The 18,000-nt window shown below is 57.6% G+C and carries 28 protein-coding genes and 1 pseudogene; 26 read left to right on the forward strand and 3 right to left on the reverse strand.

Features of this window, described 5'->3' with window-relative positions:
* Nucleotides 1-32: 32 nt before the first annotated feature.
* Together KVH01_RS29670 and KVH01_RS02370 are read right to left on the reverse strand one after the other, a co-directional pair.
* Nucleotides 33-221 (reverse strand): annotated as a pseudogene (locus KVH01_RS29670) (response regulator transcription factor); the annotation flags it as partial.
* A gap of 980 nt (nucleotides 222-1,201) precedes the next feature.
* Nucleotides 1,202-1,939 carry a S24 family peptidase gene (locus KVH01_RS02370; RefSeq protein WP_217880322.1) on the reverse strand — a complete coding sequence of 246 codons (738 nt, stop codon included), beginning with the start codon at nucleotides 1,937-1,939 and terminating at the stop codon, nucleotides 1,202-1,204.
* A gap of 83 nt (nucleotides 1,940-2,022) precedes the next feature.
* Between KVH01_RS02370 and KVH01_RS02375 the strand changes: the two genes are divergently transcribed.
* Nucleotides 2,023-2,262, forward strand: a complete 240-nt coding sequence (locus KVH01_RS02375) for a helix-turn-helix domain-containing protein (RefSeq protein ID WP_217880323.1) — start codon at nucleotides 2,023-2,025, stop codon at nucleotides 2,260-2,262.
* 299 nt (nucleotides 2,263-2,561) lie between these two features.
* Here KVH01_RS02375 and KVH01_RS02380 read toward each other — a convergent pair whose 3' ends face one another.
* On the reverse strand, nucleotides 2,562-2,780 hold the full coding sequence (locus KVH01_RS02380; RefSeq protein WP_192904187.1) for a hypothetical protein: 219 nt from the start codon (nucleotides 2,778-2,780) through the stop codon (nucleotides 2,562-2,564).
* Between the two features lie 136 nt (nucleotides 2,781-2,916).
* On the opposite strand from KVH01_RS02380, the gene KVH01_RS02385 reads away from it, so the two are divergent.
* The 25 genes from KVH01_RS02385 (at nucleotide 2,917) to KVH01_RS02500 (ending at nucleotide 17,999) form a co-directional block, all read left to right on the forward strand.
* Nucleotides 2,917-3,141: a hypothetical protein gene (locus tag KVH01_RS02385; RefSeq protein WP_217880324.1), complete on the forward strand. Its 225-nt coding sequence runs from the start codon at nucleotides 2,917-2,919 to the stop codon at nucleotides 3,139-3,141.
* The gene (locus KVH01_RS02390; RefSeq protein ID WP_217880325.1) at nucleotides 3,138-3,845 is read left to right on the forward strand and encodes a helix-turn-helix domain-containing protein; all 708 of its coding nucleotides are present in this window, start codon (nucleotides 3,138-3,140) and stop codon (nucleotides 3,843-3,845) included. Before KVH01_RS02385 ends, KVH01_RS02390 begins: the two co-directional genes overlap by 4 nt.
* Nucleotides 3,838-5,208, forward strand: coding sequence for a replicative DNA helicase (dnaB, locus tag KVH01_RS02395; RefSeq protein ID WP_217880326.1), 1,371 nt, complete (start codon nucleotides 3,838-3,840; stop codon nucleotides 5,206-5,208). The genes KVH01_RS02390 and dnaB overlap by 8 nt, the downstream gene beginning before the upstream one ends.
* Complete coding sequence (locus KVH01_RS29675; protein WP_034117627.1) at nucleotides 5,208-5,417, forward strand: hypothetical protein; 210 nt, start codon at nucleotides 5,208-5,210, stop codon at nucleotides 5,415-5,417. Before dnaB ends, KVH01_RS29675 begins: the two co-directional genes overlap by 1 nt.
* Complete coding sequence (locus KVH01_RS02400; protein WP_217880327.1) at nucleotides 5,414-6,709, forward strand: tyrosine-type recombinase/integrase; 1,296 nt, start codon at nucleotides 5,414-5,416, stop codon at nucleotides 6,707-6,709. Before KVH01_RS29675 ends, KVH01_RS02400 begins: the two co-directional genes overlap by 4 nt.
* Nucleotides 6,710-6,714: 5 nt before the next feature.
* Nucleotides 6,715-7,032, forward strand: coding sequence for a hypothetical protein (locus tag KVH01_RS02405; protein ID WP_404821999.1), 318 nt, complete (start codon nucleotides 6,715-6,717; stop codon nucleotides 7,030-7,032).
* Nucleotides 7,033-7,035: 3 nt separating this feature from the next.
* The gene (locus KVH01_RS02410) at nucleotides 7,036-7,389 is read left to right on the forward strand and encodes an antiterminator Q family protein (RefSeq protein ID WP_032903592.1); all 354 of its coding nucleotides are present in this window, start codon (nucleotides 7,036-7,038) and stop codon (nucleotides 7,387-7,389) included.
* A 114-nt stretch (nucleotides 7,390-7,503) separates the two neighbouring features.
* Nucleotides 7,504-8,049, forward strand: coding sequence for a hypothetical protein (locus KVH01_RS02415; protein ID WP_217880329.1), 546 nt, complete (start codon nucleotides 7,504-7,506; stop codon nucleotides 8,047-8,049).
* A gap of 77 nt (nucleotides 8,050-8,126) precedes the next feature.
* Nucleotides 8,127-8,501: a putative holin gene (locus KVH01_RS02420; RefSeq protein ID WP_217880330.1), complete on the forward strand. Its 375-nt coding sequence runs from the start codon at nucleotides 8,127-8,129 to the stop codon at nucleotides 8,499-8,501.
* Complete coding sequence (locus tag KVH01_RS02425) at nucleotides 8,502-8,783, forward strand: phage holin family protein (protein ID WP_217880331.1); 282 nt, start codon at nucleotides 8,502-8,504, stop codon at nucleotides 8,781-8,783.
* Nucleotides 8,783-8,944 carry a hypothetical protein gene (locus tag KVH01_RS02430; protein WP_217880332.1) on the forward strand — a complete coding sequence of 54 codons (162 nt, stop codon included), beginning with the start codon at nucleotides 8,783-8,785 and terminating at the stop codon, nucleotides 8,942-8,944. The genes KVH01_RS02425 and KVH01_RS02430 overlap by 1 nt, the downstream gene beginning before the upstream one ends.
* 114 nt (nucleotides 8,945-9,058) lie before the next feature.
* Entirely contained in the window at nucleotides 9,059-9,400 is a 342-nt protein-coding gene (locus KVH01_RS02435) for an HNH endonuclease (protein WP_217880333.1), read from the forward strand.
* 158 nt (nucleotides 9,401-9,558) lie between these two features.
* On the forward strand, nucleotides 9,559-10,047 hold the full coding sequence (locus tag KVH01_RS02440; protein WP_217880334.1) for a terminase small subunit: 489 nt from the start codon (nucleotides 9,559-9,561) through the stop codon (nucleotides 10,045-10,047).
* Nucleotides 10,048-10,050: 3 nt separating this feature from the next.
* Nucleotides 10,051-11,730 carry a terminase large subunit gene (locus KVH01_RS02445; protein ID WP_217880335.1) on the forward strand — a complete coding sequence of 560 codons (1,680 nt, stop codon included), beginning with the start codon at nucleotides 10,051-10,053 and terminating at the stop codon, nucleotides 11,728-11,730.
* A 2-nt stretch (nucleotides 11,731-11,732) separates the two neighbouring features.
* The gene (locus tag KVH01_RS02450) at nucleotides 11,733-12,950 is read left to right on the forward strand and encodes a phage portal protein (protein WP_217880336.1); all 1,218 of its coding nucleotides are present in this window, start codon (nucleotides 11,733-11,735) and stop codon (nucleotides 12,948-12,950) included.
* Nucleotides 12,934-13,578 carry an HK97 family phage prohead protease gene (locus KVH01_RS02455; protein ID WP_034134202.1) on the forward strand — a complete coding sequence of 215 codons (645 nt, stop codon included), beginning with the start codon at nucleotides 12,934-12,936 and terminating at the stop codon, nucleotides 13,576-13,578. Before KVH01_RS02450 ends, KVH01_RS02455 begins: the two co-directional genes overlap by 17 nt.
* A complete protein-coding gene (locus KVH01_RS02460; RefSeq protein WP_217880337.1) occupies nucleotides 13,575-14,777 on the forward strand; it encodes a phage major capsid protein in 1,203 nt (400 codons plus the stop codon). Before KVH01_RS02455 ends, KVH01_RS02460 begins: the two co-directional genes overlap by 4 nt.
* 56 nt (nucleotides 14,778-14,833) lie before the next feature.
* Entirely contained in the window at nucleotides 14,834-15,052 is a 219-nt protein-coding gene (locus KVH01_RS02465; RefSeq protein ID WP_217880338.1) for a DUF7302 family protein, read from the forward strand.
* Nucleotides 15,053-15,352, forward strand: a complete 300-nt coding sequence (locus KVH01_RS02470) for a head-tail connector protein (protein WP_034134205.1) — start codon at nucleotides 15,053-15,055, stop codon at nucleotides 15,350-15,352. It abuts the gene before it with no gap.
* Nucleotides 15,352-15,693: a phage head closure protein gene (locus KVH01_RS02475; RefSeq protein ID WP_217880339.1), complete on the forward strand. Its 342-nt coding sequence runs from the start codon at nucleotides 15,352-15,354 to the stop codon at nucleotides 15,691-15,693. Before KVH01_RS02470 ends, KVH01_RS02475 begins: the two co-directional genes overlap by 1 nt.
* Nucleotides 15,686-16,132 (forward strand): HK97-gp10 family putative phage morphogenesis protein, encoded by a 447-nt coding sequence (locus KVH01_RS02480; protein WP_217880340.1) that lies wholly within the window; start codon nucleotides 15,686-15,688, stop codon nucleotides 16,130-16,132. Before KVH01_RS02475 ends, KVH01_RS02480 begins: the two co-directional genes overlap by 8 nt.
* Nucleotides 16,129-16,494, forward strand: a complete 366-nt coding sequence (locus tag KVH01_RS02485) for a DUF3168 domain-containing protein (RefSeq protein WP_217880341.1) — start codon at nucleotides 16,129-16,131, stop codon at nucleotides 16,492-16,494. The genes KVH01_RS02480 and KVH01_RS02485 overlap by 4 nt, the downstream gene beginning before the upstream one ends.
* 87 nt (nucleotides 16,495-16,581) lie before the next feature.
* Complete coding sequence (locus tag KVH01_RS02490; protein WP_217880342.1) at nucleotides 16,582-17,322, forward strand: phage tail tube protein; 741 nt, start codon at nucleotides 16,582-16,584, stop codon at nucleotides 17,320-17,322.
* Between the two features lie 9 nt (nucleotides 17,323-17,331).
* The gene (locus KVH01_RS02495; protein ID WP_217880343.1) at nucleotides 17,332-17,691 is read left to right on the forward strand and encodes a phage tail assembly chaperone family protein, TAC; all 360 of its coding nucleotides are present in this window, start codon (nucleotides 17,332-17,334) and stop codon (nucleotides 17,689-17,691) included.
* Nucleotides 17,692-17,720: 29 nt separating this feature from the next.
* On the forward strand, nucleotides 17,721-17,999 hold the full coding sequence (locus KVH01_RS02500; protein WP_318836562.1) for a phage tail assembly protein T: 279 nt from the start codon (nucleotides 17,721-17,723) through the stop codon (nucleotides 17,997-17,999).
* Nucleotide 18,000: the final 1 nt, after the last annotated feature.

Here is an 18,000-nt window from a genome sequence, read left to right on the forward strand (position 1 = left end):
CCTTGAGGATTCGGGCTTTCAGACAGGCCAACGATGATTTCTCGCCGCATCGCCTCGGCTACCAGCGCCGTTTGACGAGTCACGCCGAGCTTGAACATCGCGCTGGAAAGGCGCTTCGCTACGGTGCAGGCCGCCACGTTGAACTGGCGTGCAATCTCCTTGGCCGTCATGCCCTGGGCAGCGCCAAGAACGTACTGCAACTCCCGAGGCGCTAAACCCATGCCCAGATAGCCCTTCCACAATCCACTTACGATTTTCGGTTTCACTGACTTCCCTCCTGGTTGATTTCCCGTCAGGCCCTTTTGCGAAGGCCTATCGGTGAAATCCCGGTCACGCTACTGGCGTCAGACCGGGTTTGTTGCGTCATCGGTGTTGGCCAGTTACCCGCCGCTGGTTGCAGGGATGGCCGTTCGTCTTCGTGGGTGGGCTTCGAGCTTCCTACGCACAGCGTCAAACAGCATTTGTTCGCCGTGGATCACAGGTCCTTACAACATGCACGCTACAGCTCTGAGTGCCCTGATTGAGTGGGCAGGGTGCATGAGGTCCGGCGGTCCCAGCCGAGGCTATCGGGCCCGCTAATTCAATTCGTTTGATGCTGGCCGTGACCCGCTACTGGCGTCGGTCACCGGCTTGAAACAAATGTCACTCCAGCCGCGGGCCTTTCGGCTTGTTCTCCCGCTGGATAACTCGTCTTGGCGATTTACGCTGCACGCCCGGGTCAGTTGCCAACCCTCTGAACCGTTGAGGCCGGTTCATCGCTGCCTTCCATCTGGCCGGTTGTTATCCGGCGATGGGGCAAATATGTACCAATGGTTCATATTGGTCAAGTACCAAAAGTACATATTTTGTCAGGGGGCAATAAAAAGCCCGCTCAATGGCGGGCTGTTCGGGGTGGGAGGGTTATTCTTTTCGTATCGTGGAGGAGGGCCCGAATTCTGACTCGTAATCTTCAACCATCTTCTGGCAAGCGCCTCTAATGAACCTGCGATTGCTCAAGGGCTGAAGGTTGTCGTCCACACGCTTCCAACAAAGATCAATTGCATCGCGAGCGTGCGACTTTTGCTGCCCTTCTGGCGTGCTATTGATGATTGCGCCGTAGCCTAAAAACAATACCACTGCTACCACTATGCCTATTGCGATTTTACCGAACATTGAATCCATTCCCATTCGTAGATTTATGGTTAGTAGCAGCGCTTTCTAGCTACAGCATACCCCCTCGCCAAACCACACGACCGATGATTCTGACTTCGTTTATCTCACCATCACGCAGTGTCTCATCGCCGTAACGTGCTTTATCTGGATTGTCACTACGGATAATCCATCCATCAAAGTCTGACTTCACCAGGCGCTTCACGATGGTACCCTTCGATTCGCTCTGCATCGCGAATATCTGGCCATCCTTCGGTTCAATCTTGGACTCATCCACCAGCAGTACGTCGCCGTCATTGATCGTCGGCTCCATGCTATTGCCGCTAGCGTAGATCACGTCCAGATGCTTCTGATTTAGGTTGTTGGCCCGCAGCCATGTCGACTTGAATGCCATGACGCCGCGTATCTCAACATGCGGATTATCATCACCGTCACCAGTTGAGCCCCGCGCCGTGAGTTGCAGCACGCCAGTGTAGCCGGGCTCACTGTTTAGATCGAAGCTGCGCGGTTGCGCGCGAGGATCTTCAGGAGTCAGTGCTGCTGATTCACGCATTGGACCGCGGCCGTATTCCAGCCACTCAACTCTCACGTTAAGCGCTGCAGCCAAGGCAAGCATCTTGGCGCCTCCAGGCATTGATTCTCCGTTGAGCCATTTACTACAAGCCTTCGGAGTCACCTTTGCCATTTTTGCCAAGCGCACACCCGCCCCCCACTCAGGAATCCCTGCCTCGGCGAGGGATTGCTTTAGGCGCGCTACGAACGAATTGCGGATTTCTTCTATTTGAACCATGGGTTCATGTTCTCACGCGCTTGCATGTACTTTCAGTTCCGACTTAAGATGTACCGTAAGTTCATATTTGAATTGGAGGCCAAATGCGGCCGCTCAAGAAAACGATCGACGACGCAGGTGGTGTTCCAAGCGTGGCCTTGGCTTGCGGAAAAACCCCGCGCGCCATTTACAAGTGGCTGGCTGCCGACGCGTTACCAAGAACCGAGTACACGGGCGAAACAAATTACGTCATGAAGATTGCCGAGCTTGCGGCAGCCAGGGGTAGACCCTTCGATCCGGCCTGGCTGCTTATCGAGGCACATCCCAACAAATCTGCGGCTTAGCCGTTCGATGCCGCCATTTTCCGCTGAAGCGGGGAGGGCGAATAGAGATTCTGGATCAGCTGTTAATTCATACAGTGCATAGGAAGGGAATAGCGATGGTTGCAGATAGCTTGTTGGTCGCCTGTGGGGCCTTTGGTGTTTCTGCCTTTTGCTTTGCCGCTGGCTTCGTAACGGGAAGCGCGAACCGCGGTGGGTCCACAACCTTTCCTCTGACTCACGTCAGCTTTGATCCTTCCGCCAGCGACCTGGATCGCTTGAAGGTTTTGGACGAGGCCCGCGCCGCCGTGCTGGATGGTCGCTTAAGCGAGACCCATCAGCTTCAGGATTATCGCACCGCCGATGAGGCTCGCAAGCCAGGGGGCCGCTTTGAGAATTAACCCTTTCCGTCGCTCCCAGAAGTCCCGCAAGGGCGGCCTGTCGAACCCCATCATCAGAAACATGGGTTCGTCGTGGATGTATGGCTTCAGATCCCAATGCTTCGCCTTCCAGCGTGCAAAGGCTTCCTTCAAACGTTTCATGTCCGGTCTCCGTGACCTTTTCGTGTGGAAGCAAAAAGCTACCACGGATGCGCCGGACACCCATAACGCCTGAATCGCAGGCATAAAAAAACCGCCTGGCAGGGCGGCTTAGTACAGCTTTATTTCGAGGTGAATAATGATCAATAAAACCCCCGCAGTCAACAGTTCGAGGGATGTCGCGACACTTTCCGACACCTCTAAAAACGTGTCACGACACCTCACAACAAATCAATCCGCCGCGATGGATGCCGCGCTGATGATCAGCGGCCAGTACTCGCACGCATCTAAATCCAAATTTCGCCGGGAATGCCTCAGTCACCTGAAGGCGTCCCTGGCACCTGCCCAGGATGTTTCCGCATGAGTACCATCATCATGAGCCTGTGCTGGCCGTTGCAAGGCATGAGCGGCCCGCAAAAGGCTGTCCTGATATCGCTGGCTGATAACGCAAACGACGAGGGTGTTTGCTGGCCTTCTGTTGCTCGTATCGCTGAGCGCACCTGCCTGGGTGAGCGCACGGTTCAGTCGGCAATTAAGTGGCTGGGGACAACTGGGATTCTGTCATTTCGCGAGCGTATGGGACGATCGACTATGTACACCCTGACCCCCGCAGCATACGCACCCCCGCAGGAGGTGCACCCCGCAGCAGATGCACCACCACCCCCGCAGGAGAAGCACACCCCCCCCGCAGCAGCCGCACCCAGAACCGTAATAGAACCATCAAGTGAACCATCACCTTCTCGAGTTGATGCAAATCCGTCGAAAGCCTCCAAGCCGAAATGCCCAACTCAGGCCATCGTCGATCTGTTCAACGAAACCCTTCCTGGGCTTCCTCGGGTAGTGATGATCACCAAGAGCCGTGTAGCCACGCTCAACGCCCGGTGGAATGAGAGTGTGGTTCATCAGGATCTCGATTTCTGGTCGGACTTTTTCAAGTTGGTCGCCGCTAGCCCCTTCCTGATGGGCCAGACAGAAGGGCGAGCCGGCAAACCGTTCCGCGCAGTGTTCGATTGGCTCATTGCGCCGACCAACTTCGTGAAGGTGATCGAGGGTAATTTCAATGCGTGACCCATACAGCCTTGAGGCCGAGCACGGTGTGCTGGGGGCCATGTTCCTGCGCCCTGAGTTGATCGACTTGCTCAGTGCTGACCTGTCGGTCGAGGATTTCTACTACGAGGATAACGCCGCCATCTATCGCGGCATCTTGGACTTACATGGCGCAGGCCAGCCGGTGGATATCGTGACTATCGGCGCTCGTGTCGGGGACCTGCCTTGCGGTTCTCCCGCCTTCGCGTACGCCGCCGATATCGCCCGGAACACTCCAAGCGTTGCGAACGCTGCCTCGTACGCCGGAACCGTTCGTGAGCGCAGCCTGGATAGATCACTGATCGCATTGAGCGTTCGGATCAACGATATCGCTTACGGCGACCAGACCACCGTGGACAAGGTGGCAGCGGTGCAGGCCGAGGCCCAGGCGGTCGACAGCCAGTCGGCCACGTCCGAGGTGATCAAGGCTGAGGACATCCTGGATGACTACATCGAAGTGCTTCAGGCCCGTGCCGACCGGGGTGACGAGATTGACGGGCTATCCACCGGCATTCCCGATCTGGACGAGAAGCTGCAGGGCTTGAAGCCTGGCCAACTGATCATCATTGCGGGCCGCCCGGCCATGGGTAAAACCACCCTGGCCATGAACATCGCATCCAATGCCGCTATCCGTGAGGGTAAGAGCGTGATGGCGTTCAGTCTCGAAATGGATAACACCGGCCTGATGGACCGTTTCATGGCGTCCGAAGGGCGTATCCCCCTGCACTTGATCAAGAACGGAAAGGCCCCGCACAGCCATGGCGCCGAGCTGATGAGTGCCGCCAGCAAGCTCAAGCACTCCAGCCTGTACCTATCGGACCGCGCATCGATGTCGATGAACCGGATGCGCGCCGCTGCCCGTCGTCACAAGCGCCGATACGGCCTGGACCTGATGGTGATCGATTACCTGCAGCTGGTGGACTCCGACTCACGCACGTTCAGCCGAGAGCAGGAAGTCAGCCACATGACCCGCACCGCGAAACTGATGGCTCGCGAACTGGGCATCCCGGTGATTCTGCTCAGCCAGCTCTCGCGTGAGTGCGAAAAACGCCCCAACAAGCGCCCAATGTGCTCTGACCTGCGCGAATCCGGCGCCATTGAGCAAGACGCCGACATCATCTTGTTCGTCTACCGCGACGAGGTTTACCACGAGCATTCCGAAGCGAAGGGTATTGCCGAAATCATCATTGGCAAGGGCCGTGACATCGCCGGTGGCACCGTGCGTGCTGCCTTCCTCGGGCAGTACAGCCGATTTGAACAACTGGCTGCTGGATGGGTTGAGCCGTCCAAGCCTGCAAAGGTCACCAGCATGGCTGACCGCTACAAACAAAAGGATCAATTCTAATGGCAGATCCCCGCCTTGCGGTTCCGAAGCCTGACCTGTACCGCTACGCGGTGTTTTGCTGTTCATCCAAGATAGACCTGGGGAGTGCACCAGATCATGCGCTAGCGCTCTTTTTTGATAGGGCCATGGCAGTTCGATACGGCGGCCAGATGTGGCCGTCGACGTTTGAGGTTATCGACCTCCTTAATCCGGAGGAGGGCGCGTTTTGAACACCCAAATCAAAACCCTGACGGTGAAGCTGTCAGATGCCGAGATTGCCCGCAATGCCAAGCTTGAGCATGTGCGTGATCTGCGGGACGCCGGCCACCCGGCGCTGCACTTCCGTTTCGCCAAGAATCGCACGCGCGGCTCCTGGTACCTGCTCAACAAGCGCAAATGGCATCGCATCGGCGGCTTTCCCGACCTGAATACCAAGCAGGTGATCGCCGCACTGCCGGCGGTGCGCTTGCGGGTTGCTGCCGACAGCGCGGCCAGTGTTTCAGGCTGGGTGACTGTGGGCGAGCTACTCGATTGGTTCGGTGATCGCATGGCCAAGTCGCGTGCGCTCTCCGACAAGCGTCGGGCTGCGGGCAAGTCGGCCATCAGTTGCCAGCTCAAGCCGCGCCTGGACGATCTGCTGCTGCGCGACGTGAGCGCCCAGACCCTCGACAAGCTGCTGATGTGGCCAGCCCAGGCCGAACTATCGCTGTCCTACGTGCAGCAGCTGTACCGGCTGCTCGCGGTGGCCTTCCGTCAGGCCCGCAAGCTTGACTTGATCCCGGTCAACCCGATGGCGGAAATGAAGTTCGTCAACTTCACCACGGCGCGGATCCTGCCCAAGCCGGCGCGGTTGCGTGACGTGCAGCTGCAAGACCTGGTGAGCCTGTTGGCCGAGCGCTTCGACAGCGCGCCGGGTGACGCCATGCTGGCCTTGATGATGCTGTGCCACGGCACCCGTATCGGTGAGACCCGTCAGTCCCGTTGGGCTGACATCGCGCAGCCAGAGCGTGAGTGGTTCATCCCCGCAGAACACACCAAGACCAAGACCGAGCTGCGCGTGCCACTGACCGACCAAGTGTGCGCGTTGCTGCGCCGCTACCGTGACCGCCAGACCGCCCAGGGATACGAGGGGGCTTTCCTATTCCCATCGCGCCGTGGCAAGCCGCTGAGCGATAACCAAGCAAGCGCGGTATTCACACGGCTAGGGCAGGGCGCCTGGACCAGTCACGACCTACGCAAGGTCGCCCGCACTGCGTGGACTGACCTCGGCGTCGACGGGCACATCGGCGAGATGCTGCTCAACCACTCGCTGGGCAAGATCGCCTCCACCTACATCAACACCCAGGCCAAAGAGCAACGCCGCCTGGCTCTGGTGAAGTGGCACAACTGGCTAGATGAGCGTGGCTTCAAGGCGATCCACGAGCAGACAGGCGTTAGATATGAAGATTCGCAAAACCTCGTAGACACCTTGAACGGCGGGGCCTGCGAGCCGGAACCACAATTTGTTAAGGGCGAGGTTTAAAAATGATCAAAAAGCAGCAAGGCCCCGCCCTCCACAAGGAAGTGATCCCGCTCAAGACATGCCCAGTATGCAAAGGAAGGGCAGTAGTTAGCGGTGTATTCCACGAGCTCGACTGCCTCCATTGCCACGCCTCGGGCTGGGTTCGATTCGACAATGGCGAGGCGCTGGGCCTGCAGGATCTGGTCACCCAGCTGGGGTTAAACCTGCGGATTGCCTGCAAGCAGATAGATCAGCGGATGTCCCGTGTATCCATGGACGTTTCCGATTACTACGAACAGAACAACCGCCGCGGCGCCGGTGGCACCAACTACACAGGGGATTGAGCCATGGCCTTCACACCGAGCTTTAGAGAACGTACTGCTGAGGATCTGCTGGAGCATTGGGGCCGCTGGGTTGTACTGGGCTCCGGTGTGTCGTGCTGCGCCTCCCGTGAGAACACCGTCCTTTCGCCAATGATCACCGACGACGATGCCCTGATGATCGATGGCTTGATGGGGCGGCTGCTCAAGCGCTACCCGGAATGCGGCCAGGTTCTAATGAAGTACTACACCAGGCTCGACAGCTCCTTAATGGAGGTTGGTAAGAAGATGGGCTTCGGGGAAGAGAAGACGCGGCAGCTCTGGAAGGCGGGCGTCGCCTGGATTGATGGGGCTTTAGATATTCGTCGCCAGGCTGCTTGACAGGCCCGGGGACGATATATAGATTTAAGTTACTTTGCGGTTTTTCCGCGAGCAAAGCCCGACCCTGAGTTGGGCTTTTTGCTTTCTACGATATGGTTATTGAAGGAAAGGGAAATGGATTCCATCAGCTCTGCGGTTTGGTTCCCGGTGGTAACTCTTGTTGTGGGTCTTGTGTTGAAGGCTGTGTTCGATTCCTGGACGGAAAATCGGAAAGCTGGTTTTGATAGAGAGTCGCGAGTTGAGAGGCGAAAGGAGGTTCTGCTTTTGCAGCGTATTGACCTGCAGAGAAAAGCCTTGGGTGATCTGCAGATAGCCATCGCGGACATGATGCGTTCCACAAGTATGATTCAGACCCATGACTTGGTTTCTTTTCATGAGACGGGGGAGTGGGGTCAGACTCCTGCCCCTGAGAGTCTTGATGAAGTAGCGAGATCCAACTTCAGGGCTGTTTCGCTCATGAAGGTGAGAGTTAGTGATGCTGAAATCAGAGAAATGACAAGTGAGCTCTCCTCCTTGTGCGCTAACGTAACGCTGGCTGCATCGGCAGAGATTGCTGAAGATGATTGGCGTTCTGCAAGCACGCTTTACGTTGGAGCGAATGAGCGTATTGGTGATGTTTTGAGGTCTTTAGAGCATCAAGAGCAAGCATTTCTTAGCTAGCTGTAAACAATAGCAGCACGGAATCTAATTTTTAGCCTCGCCATCGTGCGGGGCTTTTTCGTTTCTGGAGTACACCCATGGCCGAACCGAGCACCGGCGCCTTGGCAGTAACTGGTGTTCTTGCCAGCGTGGGCTTGGGCGCGGCATTCCCCACCATCGACCTTGCTGCATTGGTCGGAGCATTTGGTGGTGCCTTCCTATTTGTTGTTGCTGCGGACGCCATGCCAACTTGGCGTCGCATTGGTTATCTCTTCGCCGGTTGGATTGGCGGTTATTTCGGCGCTGCCGAGCTACTGGGGCTTGCCTGGACCAAAACAGCCGGATTCAGCGGCTTCGTTTGTGGTGCGATCTGCGTGGCTGTTGCCACCGGAATCCTTGAGTGGATGCACACAGGCGTAATGCCTCGCTGGCTGCAATGGTTCTTCCGCCTTCGGGCGAGGAAGGAGGGCTAAATGGTTTCCATTGTTCAGGCTGCGCTATGCGCGGTCATCTTCATCATGATCGGTCTGCGCTATCGCCCATACCCTGACAGTCGCTACAAGTTGTCGGTATCGCTGTGTGCCTGGGCCGCGTGCGCCATCACCGGCATGCAGTGCGTGAGCCTGGTAGGCCGCATGGTGCTGGAAGGTGAGTTCGCTGATGCATCGTGGTTCAACACCGCTTTCTATGGTCTGGCTGCTGTATTGGTGTGTCGTGCCAAGGGCAACGTCGCCCGCATCCTGAGAGTTGAGTGATGGCAAGCATTGAATTAAAACTGAAGATCACCCTCGGCTGGTGGGTGATGCCACTGCTCAACTGTGCAGTGGTGTGGTATTGGCTCACACGCCGAGATGAGATCGCACCTGGCTTGATTGACTGGGTCCTACGTCACGGCCTCACGATTGAACTGGAGTGATGGCCTGTTCAGGATGTGCGGCCCGCCGAAGCAGGGCAGTCAAGTGGCTGAGAATCGCCGCAGAGCGAGCAGCATCAGTGCTATCACCTAAGCCGAATGACGGAGTACCACCAGATGGGAAGGCTGAAGACACTGGCAAACAGGGTCAAGACCCAGCCTGATCGCCTTGTGGCCGTGAACACCAACTCTTGGCGAGCCACGAAGGAAACCGCCGCCCAGCGTGGTTACGGCTACAAGTGGCAAAAGGCGCGCGAGGGCTGGCTCCATGCCCATCCACTCTGCGTCTACTGTGAGCGGCTTGGTAGGGTGACAGCAGGCTCAGTCGTAGACCACACAGAGGCTCACCGCGGCGACATGGCGCTATTCTGGGATAGGAACAACTGGCAGACCCTGTGTAAGCCATGCCACGACTCGATCAAGCAGGCCGAAGAGGCAGCCGGTGTGCGGTCCTGGTAGACACCCGCAAATGATAGGAATTCCCATCTGAATTGCACCGAAATGGTGCGATTGAGGATTGCTATGGAGGGGGGGGTCTAAATATAGTGGGTGTATCGCTTCCAGACCGCGCCCGATCCCATTCGCACTTTTTTTCCCGACCCCAAGGTATTTTGTTAATGGTGTTAACAGACAAACAACGACAGTTTGTTGACGCTAAGGCCCGGGGTGCGTCAAACAAAGAAGCGGCAGAAGCCGCAGGCTGTAAGGCCTCCACGGCATCCGCCGCCGGTTCCCGCTGGGCAAATGACCCAAAGATTTGCAGTGCAATTCTTGCGCGCCGATCTGAGCTGAGTGTTAAACCCGAAAAGCAGCGCAAGCAGAAACCAAGCGCTGACGACCAAGCCCCCGAACAGGATGAAGCTGGCGGTGAGTACCTCGACTGCCTGCCGACTACCGAAGATCCCCTTGCCTGGCTCTTGGCTCTGATGAATGAGCCCAGGGCAAAAATCTTTGACCGCCGAAACGCAGCGCAGACAGCCGTGCCCTATGTGCACGGCAAAAAGGGCGAGGCTGGTAAGAAAGAAATCAAGGCTGATGCCGCCAAAGAGGCGGGGAAAGGCAAATACGCCGCCGGCAAGCCGCCGCTCACTGTAGTCAAGAGGTAGGCCATGCAATGGACAACTGCCTGCCCGGACTGGTGGCGGCGCCTCTCTGTCGGTGAATCAATAATCCCAGCACCACTTTTTCCAGCTGAAGCTGAAGAGGGCCTGGAGGTTTTTCGCTCGCTCAAGATCGTCGACGCGCCAGGCTGCCCAACTATTGAGTCGGCTTGCGCGCCCTGGGTGATCGACTTTGCTGGCGCGATTTTTGGGAGCTACAACAGCGAGACTGGCCACCGCCTGATCAGCGAGTATTTCCTCTGCATCCCGAAGAAGAACTCCAAGTCCACGATCGCTGCCGCGATCATGCTGACGGCGTTGATTCGCAATTGGCGGCTTGAAGCTGAATTCATCATCTTGGCGCCCACCAAGGAAATTGCCGACAACGCTTTCAAGCCGTGCGCGGCAATGGTCAAGCATGACGAAGAGTTGAGCGCGCTGCTTCACGTTCAGCCGCACCTGAAACTCATCACGCACCGCGAAACAGGCGCCACGCTAAAGGTAGTGGCGGCTGACAGTGATGTGGTGGGTGGCAAAAAGGCCGTGGGCGTGCTGATCGATGAGGCTTGGCTGTTCGGTAAGAACGTCAAGGCCCCGGACATGATCCGTGAGGCTACTGGCGGGCTGCTGTCCAGGCCTGAGGGCTTCATTATTTGGCTGACGACTCAGTCAAACGAGCCTCCTGCCGGCATCTTCAGATCGAAACTGAGCTATGCCCGTGGTGTGCGGGAGGGTCGAATCGAAGACCCGCGCTTCCTGCCGGTGATCTACGAGTTTCCGCCCGAGATGATCGAGACTGGAGAGGCCCGGCGGCCTGAGAACTTCCACCTGGTGAACCCGAATATGGGGTACTCGGTGGACAGGCCCACCCTCGAACGCTTGTTTATGCAAGCCGAGATGGATGGTGAGGCTGAGGTACGCGGCTTCCTGGCCAAATTCCTGAACATCGAGATCGGCCTTGCGTTGATGTCGGACAGTTGGGTGGGCGCAGACTTCTGGGAGCCGCAGGCCGAAGCCGGATTGACGCTCGACTCACTGATCGAGCGTTGCGAGGTGATTGTCGTCGGTGTCGACGGTGGTGGTCTCGATGACTTGCTGGGCCTGGCAGTCATGGGCCGAGTTCGTGACTCGCGCACCTGGCTGCACTGGGCTCATGCATACGCTCACCCGTCTGTGCTTACACGCCGAAAGACCGAAGCCCCGCGCCTCATGGATCTTGCGGCGGTTGGTGATCTGACCCTGGTGAAAAAGATCGGCGATGACGTCGAGCACCTCGCCGCCACGGTGGCCCGCATCAATCAGGCCGGTTTGCTGGACAAAGTTGGCCTTGACCCCGCCGGTATTGGCGCTGTGCTTGATGCCCTGGCTGATGCGGGCGTCGAGGAGGACAAAATTATCGGCATATCCCAGGGCTGGAAGCTCACCGGGGCGATTAAAACCACCGAGCGCAAGCTTGCTGAAGGCGCGTTCTTGCACTGCGGTCAGCCGCTTATGGCCTGGGCCTGCGGTAACGCGAAGGGCGTGCCCTCGGCGAACGCATTCCTTATCACCAAACAGGCGTCGGGCACCGCGAAAATTGACCCACTCATGGCCACGTTCAACGCCGTATCGCTGCTTTCTCTCAATCCAGAGGCGCTTGGCGGCATGGACGACTACCTCAATAACGGCTTTTTCGGACTAGTAGGCTGACCATGGAATTTCGCTGGTACAACCCCCGCACCTGGGGCTTTTTCGGCTACACCGACCCGACTACCGGTGACTATGTCGAGGTCGACATGGAAATTGGCGGCAAGCGCACGAAGTCCGGTGTCACCGTCACCACCAAGACCGCGCTGTCGATCAGCATGGTCTGGTCTTGCGTGAAGATCCTTTCGGAATCGTTGAGTGGGTTGCCTCTCAAGCTGTTTGACGATTCGGCGGATGGCCGAAAGCTGGTTTCTGGTGATGATCGATCGCTCAAGCTTCTGCGCAAGCCGAACCCATACATGACGATGCTGAATTTCCTCAAGTTCGTCGTGGTGAATATGGCTCTACGCGGTAATGCGTTCGCGCTGATCGAGCGAAATCGAAACGGCGAGCCCATCGGCTTGGTGCCCTTGGACTGCAACACCGTCACCATCGACACCGATGAAGACATGATTTATTGGGTGACGCCGAAAGACGGAGATCCTTTTCCGGTTTCTCCAGAAAACATGCTGCATTTCAAGCTTTTCAGCCTTGATGGGGTAGTGGGTTTGTCGCCCATTGAATACCAGGCTGAAACGATGGGATTGGCGAAGGCCGGGCAGCAATGGTCATCGCGATTTATGCGCAAGGGCGGGTTCACCGGCGGATATGTCATCTACGAGAACTTCCTGACCAAGGCTCAGCAGGCCCAGGTCATGGAAAAGTTTCCCGATGTGCGCAAGGGCGACGTGGATGACATTGGCAAGATGGCCATCCTGCAGGGTAACCCCAAAATCGTCCCTGCCGGCCTGAGCCAGCGTGATGCGCAGTTCATTGAGTCTCAGCAGTTTCAGGAAGAGGCCCTGGCCGGTATATACGGCGTTCCCCTTTGGCTGGCGAACCGCGCCGGCAAGACTTCCATCATGGGTTCCAACCTGGAACAGCAGCTCATCGGCTTCATCACATTTGGATTGAAGCCCTACATCGACGTCGTCGAAGACGAACTGAACGACAAGATTTATCGAAAGTACTCTCGTTTCGTCGAGTTCACAGTTGAGGGCTTGCAGCGCGCCGACAGTGCTGGCCGGGCCACTCTATTCGCCGCAGCCTTAGGCGGATCTGGTGGGTCTGGCTGGATGAGCGTCAACGAAGTCCGCCGAAAGGAAAACCTGCCACCACTTGATGGCCCTGAATATGACCGGGTGACCCGGTGGGAGATGCAGAAAAATGCTGACAAAACTTGATTGTCCGTTCGAGGTAAAAGCTGCCGATGACGCTGGCAATTTTGAAGGGTACGCGGCTGTGTTCGACAACGTCGACGACGGTGACGACGTCATTCTGAAGGGCGCTTTCACGAAAGTGAAAACCGCCCGCAATGGCCGGCTCAAGCTCGCGCTATATCACGACTTGACCCGCCTTGTCGGTAACTCTGAGTTCACTCAGGACGATAGAGGGCTGTTTCTCAAGGGCAAGGTCAATCTTGCAGTCAGCTACGCGCGAGATGCCTACGAGCTGATGAAAGACGGTTCGCTGGACAGTATGTCCATCGGTTTCAACACAATTGAAGCGACGTTCGAGCAGCGTGCCGGCCGTCAGGTTCGCGTGATCAAGTCAGCCGAGCTGTGGGAGGCATCTTTCGTCCCCTTCGGCATGAACACCGAGGCCGAAGTCCTCAGCGTCAAATCTAACATTCGACTTTTTGAGACGGCTTTGCGTGATCGCATGGGCCTCTCACAGAAGGAAGCGGCGGCAGTCGCTTCGCTCGGCTACCCCGCGCTACGCCGTGATGGCGGCAGCGAGGCCACGGCGATCGTGGAAGAGCTGAAATCAATTTCCACGTTATTCACCAACCATTTTGGAGTGTCGCCATGAGCGAAGTAGCAGAACTTAAGGATTCCCTCGAGCTGCAATTGAAGACCGGTTTCACCGGCTTGCAGGCGAAGTACGACGCTGCGATTGCCGAAGTTGAAAAGGGCAATCAAGTCACCACCGATCTGAAGGGACAGATCTCCAAGCAGAAAGACGATCTGCAGCGCGTGATTGACCAGGTCCAGGATCTTGAGCAGAAGGGCGTCAAGCTGCGCGGGCAGCAGGCCGAGGGCAAATCGTTTATTGACCTCATCGGTACGCACGAAAACTACAAGGGCCTGCAGCAGAAAAGCGTCAGCATGGCCGATATCGAAGTCACCAAGTCGGACTTGGCTGGCATGAAGGAAATGAAGGTCGGTAGCGCCGGCATCGTCGCGCCGATCTATGATCCGGTGATCCAGCCCGGCATTCGCCAAGAGCTGCGCATCCGTGACCTCCTCACCACCATTCCGGTGACCGGCCAGAGCTACACCTATTTCCGAGAAAACGTGCACACCCGCGGCGCTGCCCCGGTCGCAGAAGGCGGGCTGAAGCCAACCAGCAACGTTACCTTCACCACCGCGACGGACCGCGTGAAGAAAATTGCTGTGTGGATGCCGGCCACCGATGAAGTGCTTTCCGATGTGCCGCAAATGTTCGCCTACCTGCGTCAGCTGCTGCGCTACGACCTAAAGCTCGAGGAAGAAGGCCAGATCCTGAAGGGCGATGGTACCGGTGAAAACCTGAATGGCCTTATGACCCAGGCGACCACCTACAACGCGGCGCTGAGCAAGGCGGGCGATACGGCAATTGACCTGGTGCGACGTGCCATTTACCAGGTGCGCAAGCAGTCGCAAATGTCCGCCGATGGCGTGGTGATGACAGAGCTGGACTGGATGAACATCGAGCTGCAGAAGGATGGCGAAAATCGTTATCTGTTCGCCAACCTGCAGGGCCTGGTGACGCCGATCCTGTGGGGTCGCCCAGTTATCACCTCCGATAGCATGGATGAAGGTGACGTAGATACCGGGGGTGAATTCCTGGTGGCCAACTTCGCCCGATCGAGCACTCTGTTCGACCGCATGGCGTTCCAGTTCAAGATGGGCTTGATCAACGATCAGTTCATCCGCAACGAGATCGCGCTGCTGGTTGAAGAGCGACTGGGCCTGGGCGTGCGCCGCCGCGAAGCGCTGGTCAAGGGCCAGTTCGCTGTCGCACCGTAATTCATCCAACCTGGGAAGGCCGACATTTAGTCGGCCTTTTTGATTCTGGAGGCAGCATGGACATCAAGACTTTGTGGGGGTTCGTCGGCAATGCAGAACTGCTCGGCGCCGAATCGCCCAAGATCAAGGCGGGTAAGGAGTTCAGCGGCGTCGACGATGAGTACGCACATGCGCTGATCGGCAAGGGGCTGGCGGTTGAGGTCGGCGCCGCCGATAGTCAGAAATCGGCTGCCGCGAAGGGAAATAAAGCCGCTGCACCTAAAGAGAATAAGTAGATGATCGAATTGGCCACTTTGAAGATGCATTTGCGGGTCGATGGCGACGAAGAAGACGCCTTGATCGGCGGCTACCTCGAAGCGGCCAAGGCTCATGTTGAACAGCACTGCGACCGTAAGCTCGTGGATGGTGACCCGGTCGATCCCGCTGAAATGGGTCTTACCCGGGACGTCGAGCAGGCGCTGTTGCTGCTCGTCGGGCATTGGTACACAAACCGTGAGGCGGTTGTTGCCGGTGCGGCTCCATCAGCTGTTCCTCTCGCGGTTGACCGGCTGCTTTGGTATAGGAAGCGCTTCTAATGCAGGCAGGAAAACTGAGGCACCGCATTCGTATCCAGCAGAAGGTCACCGTGCAAGACCCTAAGACTGGTGAGCAACTCACGAACCAATGGGTTGACTTCGCCAAGGTGTGGGCTTCCATCGAGGACTTGAGCGCCCGGGATTTTATCGCTGCCCAGGCCGTTCAATCCGAAGCAAAGAGCAGGGTCGTGGTTCGTTACCGAGCCGGCATCACCTCTGACATGCGCATCGTACTGTCGACCGGAGCAGTCTGCAAAATCCTAGGGCCGCCCCTGGCGGATCCAAACTCAGGTAAGGAGTACCTGACTATGGTTGTATCTACGGGGGTGAGCGATGGCTGATTGGGTCACTTACAACCTCAAAGGTGCTGACGCGCTCTCTGCAAAGTTCAAGGGGCTGACGGAGGAGCTGCGCCGCAAAGTGGTCACGCCGGCGGCCAAGGATGCCATGGACATTGTTCTGCTGGATGCGAAGGATCGCGCAGCTCGCATCGATGACCCGGAAACAGCAAACTTCATTCCGGCCAACCTGGCGATGGTGGAGCGCAAAGCCCTTGGCGAAGAGATTGGCGCCGTAGTCATCTCTGTGGGGGTGAGGATGCGGAAAAAGGGCCAGAAGGGCGGCAACACGTTCTACTGGTGGTGGGTTGAGCTCGGGACCGAAAAGAATCGGGCAAAGCCTTTCCTTCGGCCTGCCCTGGCGAACAACCGTGAACAGCTGTTCCAGGAGTTCCTCAGCTCGGCGAAGTATCAGCTGATCAAACTGGGGGTGAATGAATGATCGCGCCTATTTTCCAAGTGTGCGCCGCCAGCCTCGCGGTCACCGCGCTGCTCGGAACTGGGCCTACGCGCCTTTATCCGCATGGCGAGGCGCCAGAGGGGACCGAGCGGCCCTATGCCGTTTGGCAAGTCGTAACCGGCTCGCCGATCAACTTCATCAACTGCGTACCAAGCACGGATCGCTACGGCCTTCAGGTCGACGTATACGCTGAAACAGCATCCGCCGCCGACGAGGTAGTGAGCGCGCTGCGCCGGGTGATTGGCCAGCACGCCTATATCACCGGTTTTGGGATCGACGCTAAGGACGAGGACACCCACAGCTACCGCAAAGGATTCGACGTCGCCTGGCTGGTGAGTTTGTAGCTGTAAACCAGAAAAGAACCACCCGCTTAGGCGGGTTTTTTTATGCCCGCTCAACAGTGATTTTCCAGGAAAATCGGGGAGTACAAATTGACCATTAAAACCCAAGGCACGGACCTCTATGCCATTGATCCAGCCAACAATAGCTTGTTGGTGGTTGGCTGCTTCACCTCCCTGGACGGGATCGACACCAGCATCGCGCAGATCGAAACGACCTGCATGAACTCAAGTGCCCGCGAATACGAGGCGGGCCTGGCTGAGCCTGGTTCTGCATCCTTCGGCCTGAACATCGACCCTCAGTCGCCGGCACACGTACGCCTCCACCAGTTGAAGACAGCCGGCACCAAGCTGGTATGGGCAATTGGCTGGTCTGACGGCCGCGTCGTGAACAGTGCGGGCGACCTGGAAGGCATCCCACCGACCATCAGCCAGCCAGGCACTGTTTCTGGGTTGCTGCTCACCAACCCAGGCACTGGTTACACCACGGCGCCTACTGTCGCGCTGACTGGTGGCGGCGGTACCGGTGCAACCGCTACAGCAACCGTTTCAGGCGGTGCGGTGACTGGTTTCACTATCACGAACGCCGGCAGCGGCTACACCTCGGCGCCAACGGTAGCGCTGACTGGCGGAGCCGGGACCGGTGCTACAGCGTCGGCCGCTATTGATGCCGGTGTCGATTTCAACCTGCCGAACACCCGCACCTGGATCACTTTCGAGGGCTACATGAACAGCTTCCCGTTCAGCTTCGCGCTGAATGACGTTGTGAAGTCCACCGTGGGCATCCAGGTATCGGGCGATCCGGTATTTGTCCCTAAAGTCATCGCACCATAAGGAATATCCATGGACCTCAGTATTCAGGCCCTGAAGGCCGCCGGTGCGTTTTCTCCGCCACCGGTTAAGAAGGACATCACCTGGCACTCGGGCGGTAAGCCGCAAAAGGCATCGATCTACATTCGGCAGGAGTCGTTTGTAGAGCTCACCGAGCGCTGGAAGGAACAGGACAAGGGGGCCGATTTCCTCGCTACCCGAATCGCTGCCAACGTCCTGAAAAAAGACGGTACGCCAGTATTCACGGTGGCGGATGTGCTGGGTTCTGAAGAGGCTGGACACGGTCCTCTCTCGGCCGAGCTGACCATCGTCCTGCTTAACGCTATTTCCGAAGCGAACGGGGCCGGTGCGACGGACAAGCCAAAAAAATAGGGCCCGCCGAAGAGTTTTGGCATGAGCTGGTGCTTAACGGCATCGGCGGGCGAACGATCGCCGAAGCGAAAGCCAGCCTCACGTACAACGAGGCGCTTTCGTGGATGGCGTATGTCGAGCAGAACGGATCGCTGAATGTGGGGCTCAAGCTCGAGAAGGGCTTCGCCCTGCTGGCCACCATCCTCAACAACGTGCACGGCGGAAAGGCGAGTTTTGAAGACTTCCTGCCGCAGCGCGGTGAGCCCCAAGAGGAGGCTGCGGCATCGCCACAGGATCTGTTCAGGCTTTTGCAGTCGGTCAAGAGGTGAT

Source organism: Pseudomonas khavaziana (assembly GCF_019145205.1).
GTDB lineage: Bacteria > Pseudomonadota > Gammaproteobacteria > Pseudomonadales > Pseudomonadaceae > Aquipseudomonas > Aquipseudomonas khavaziana.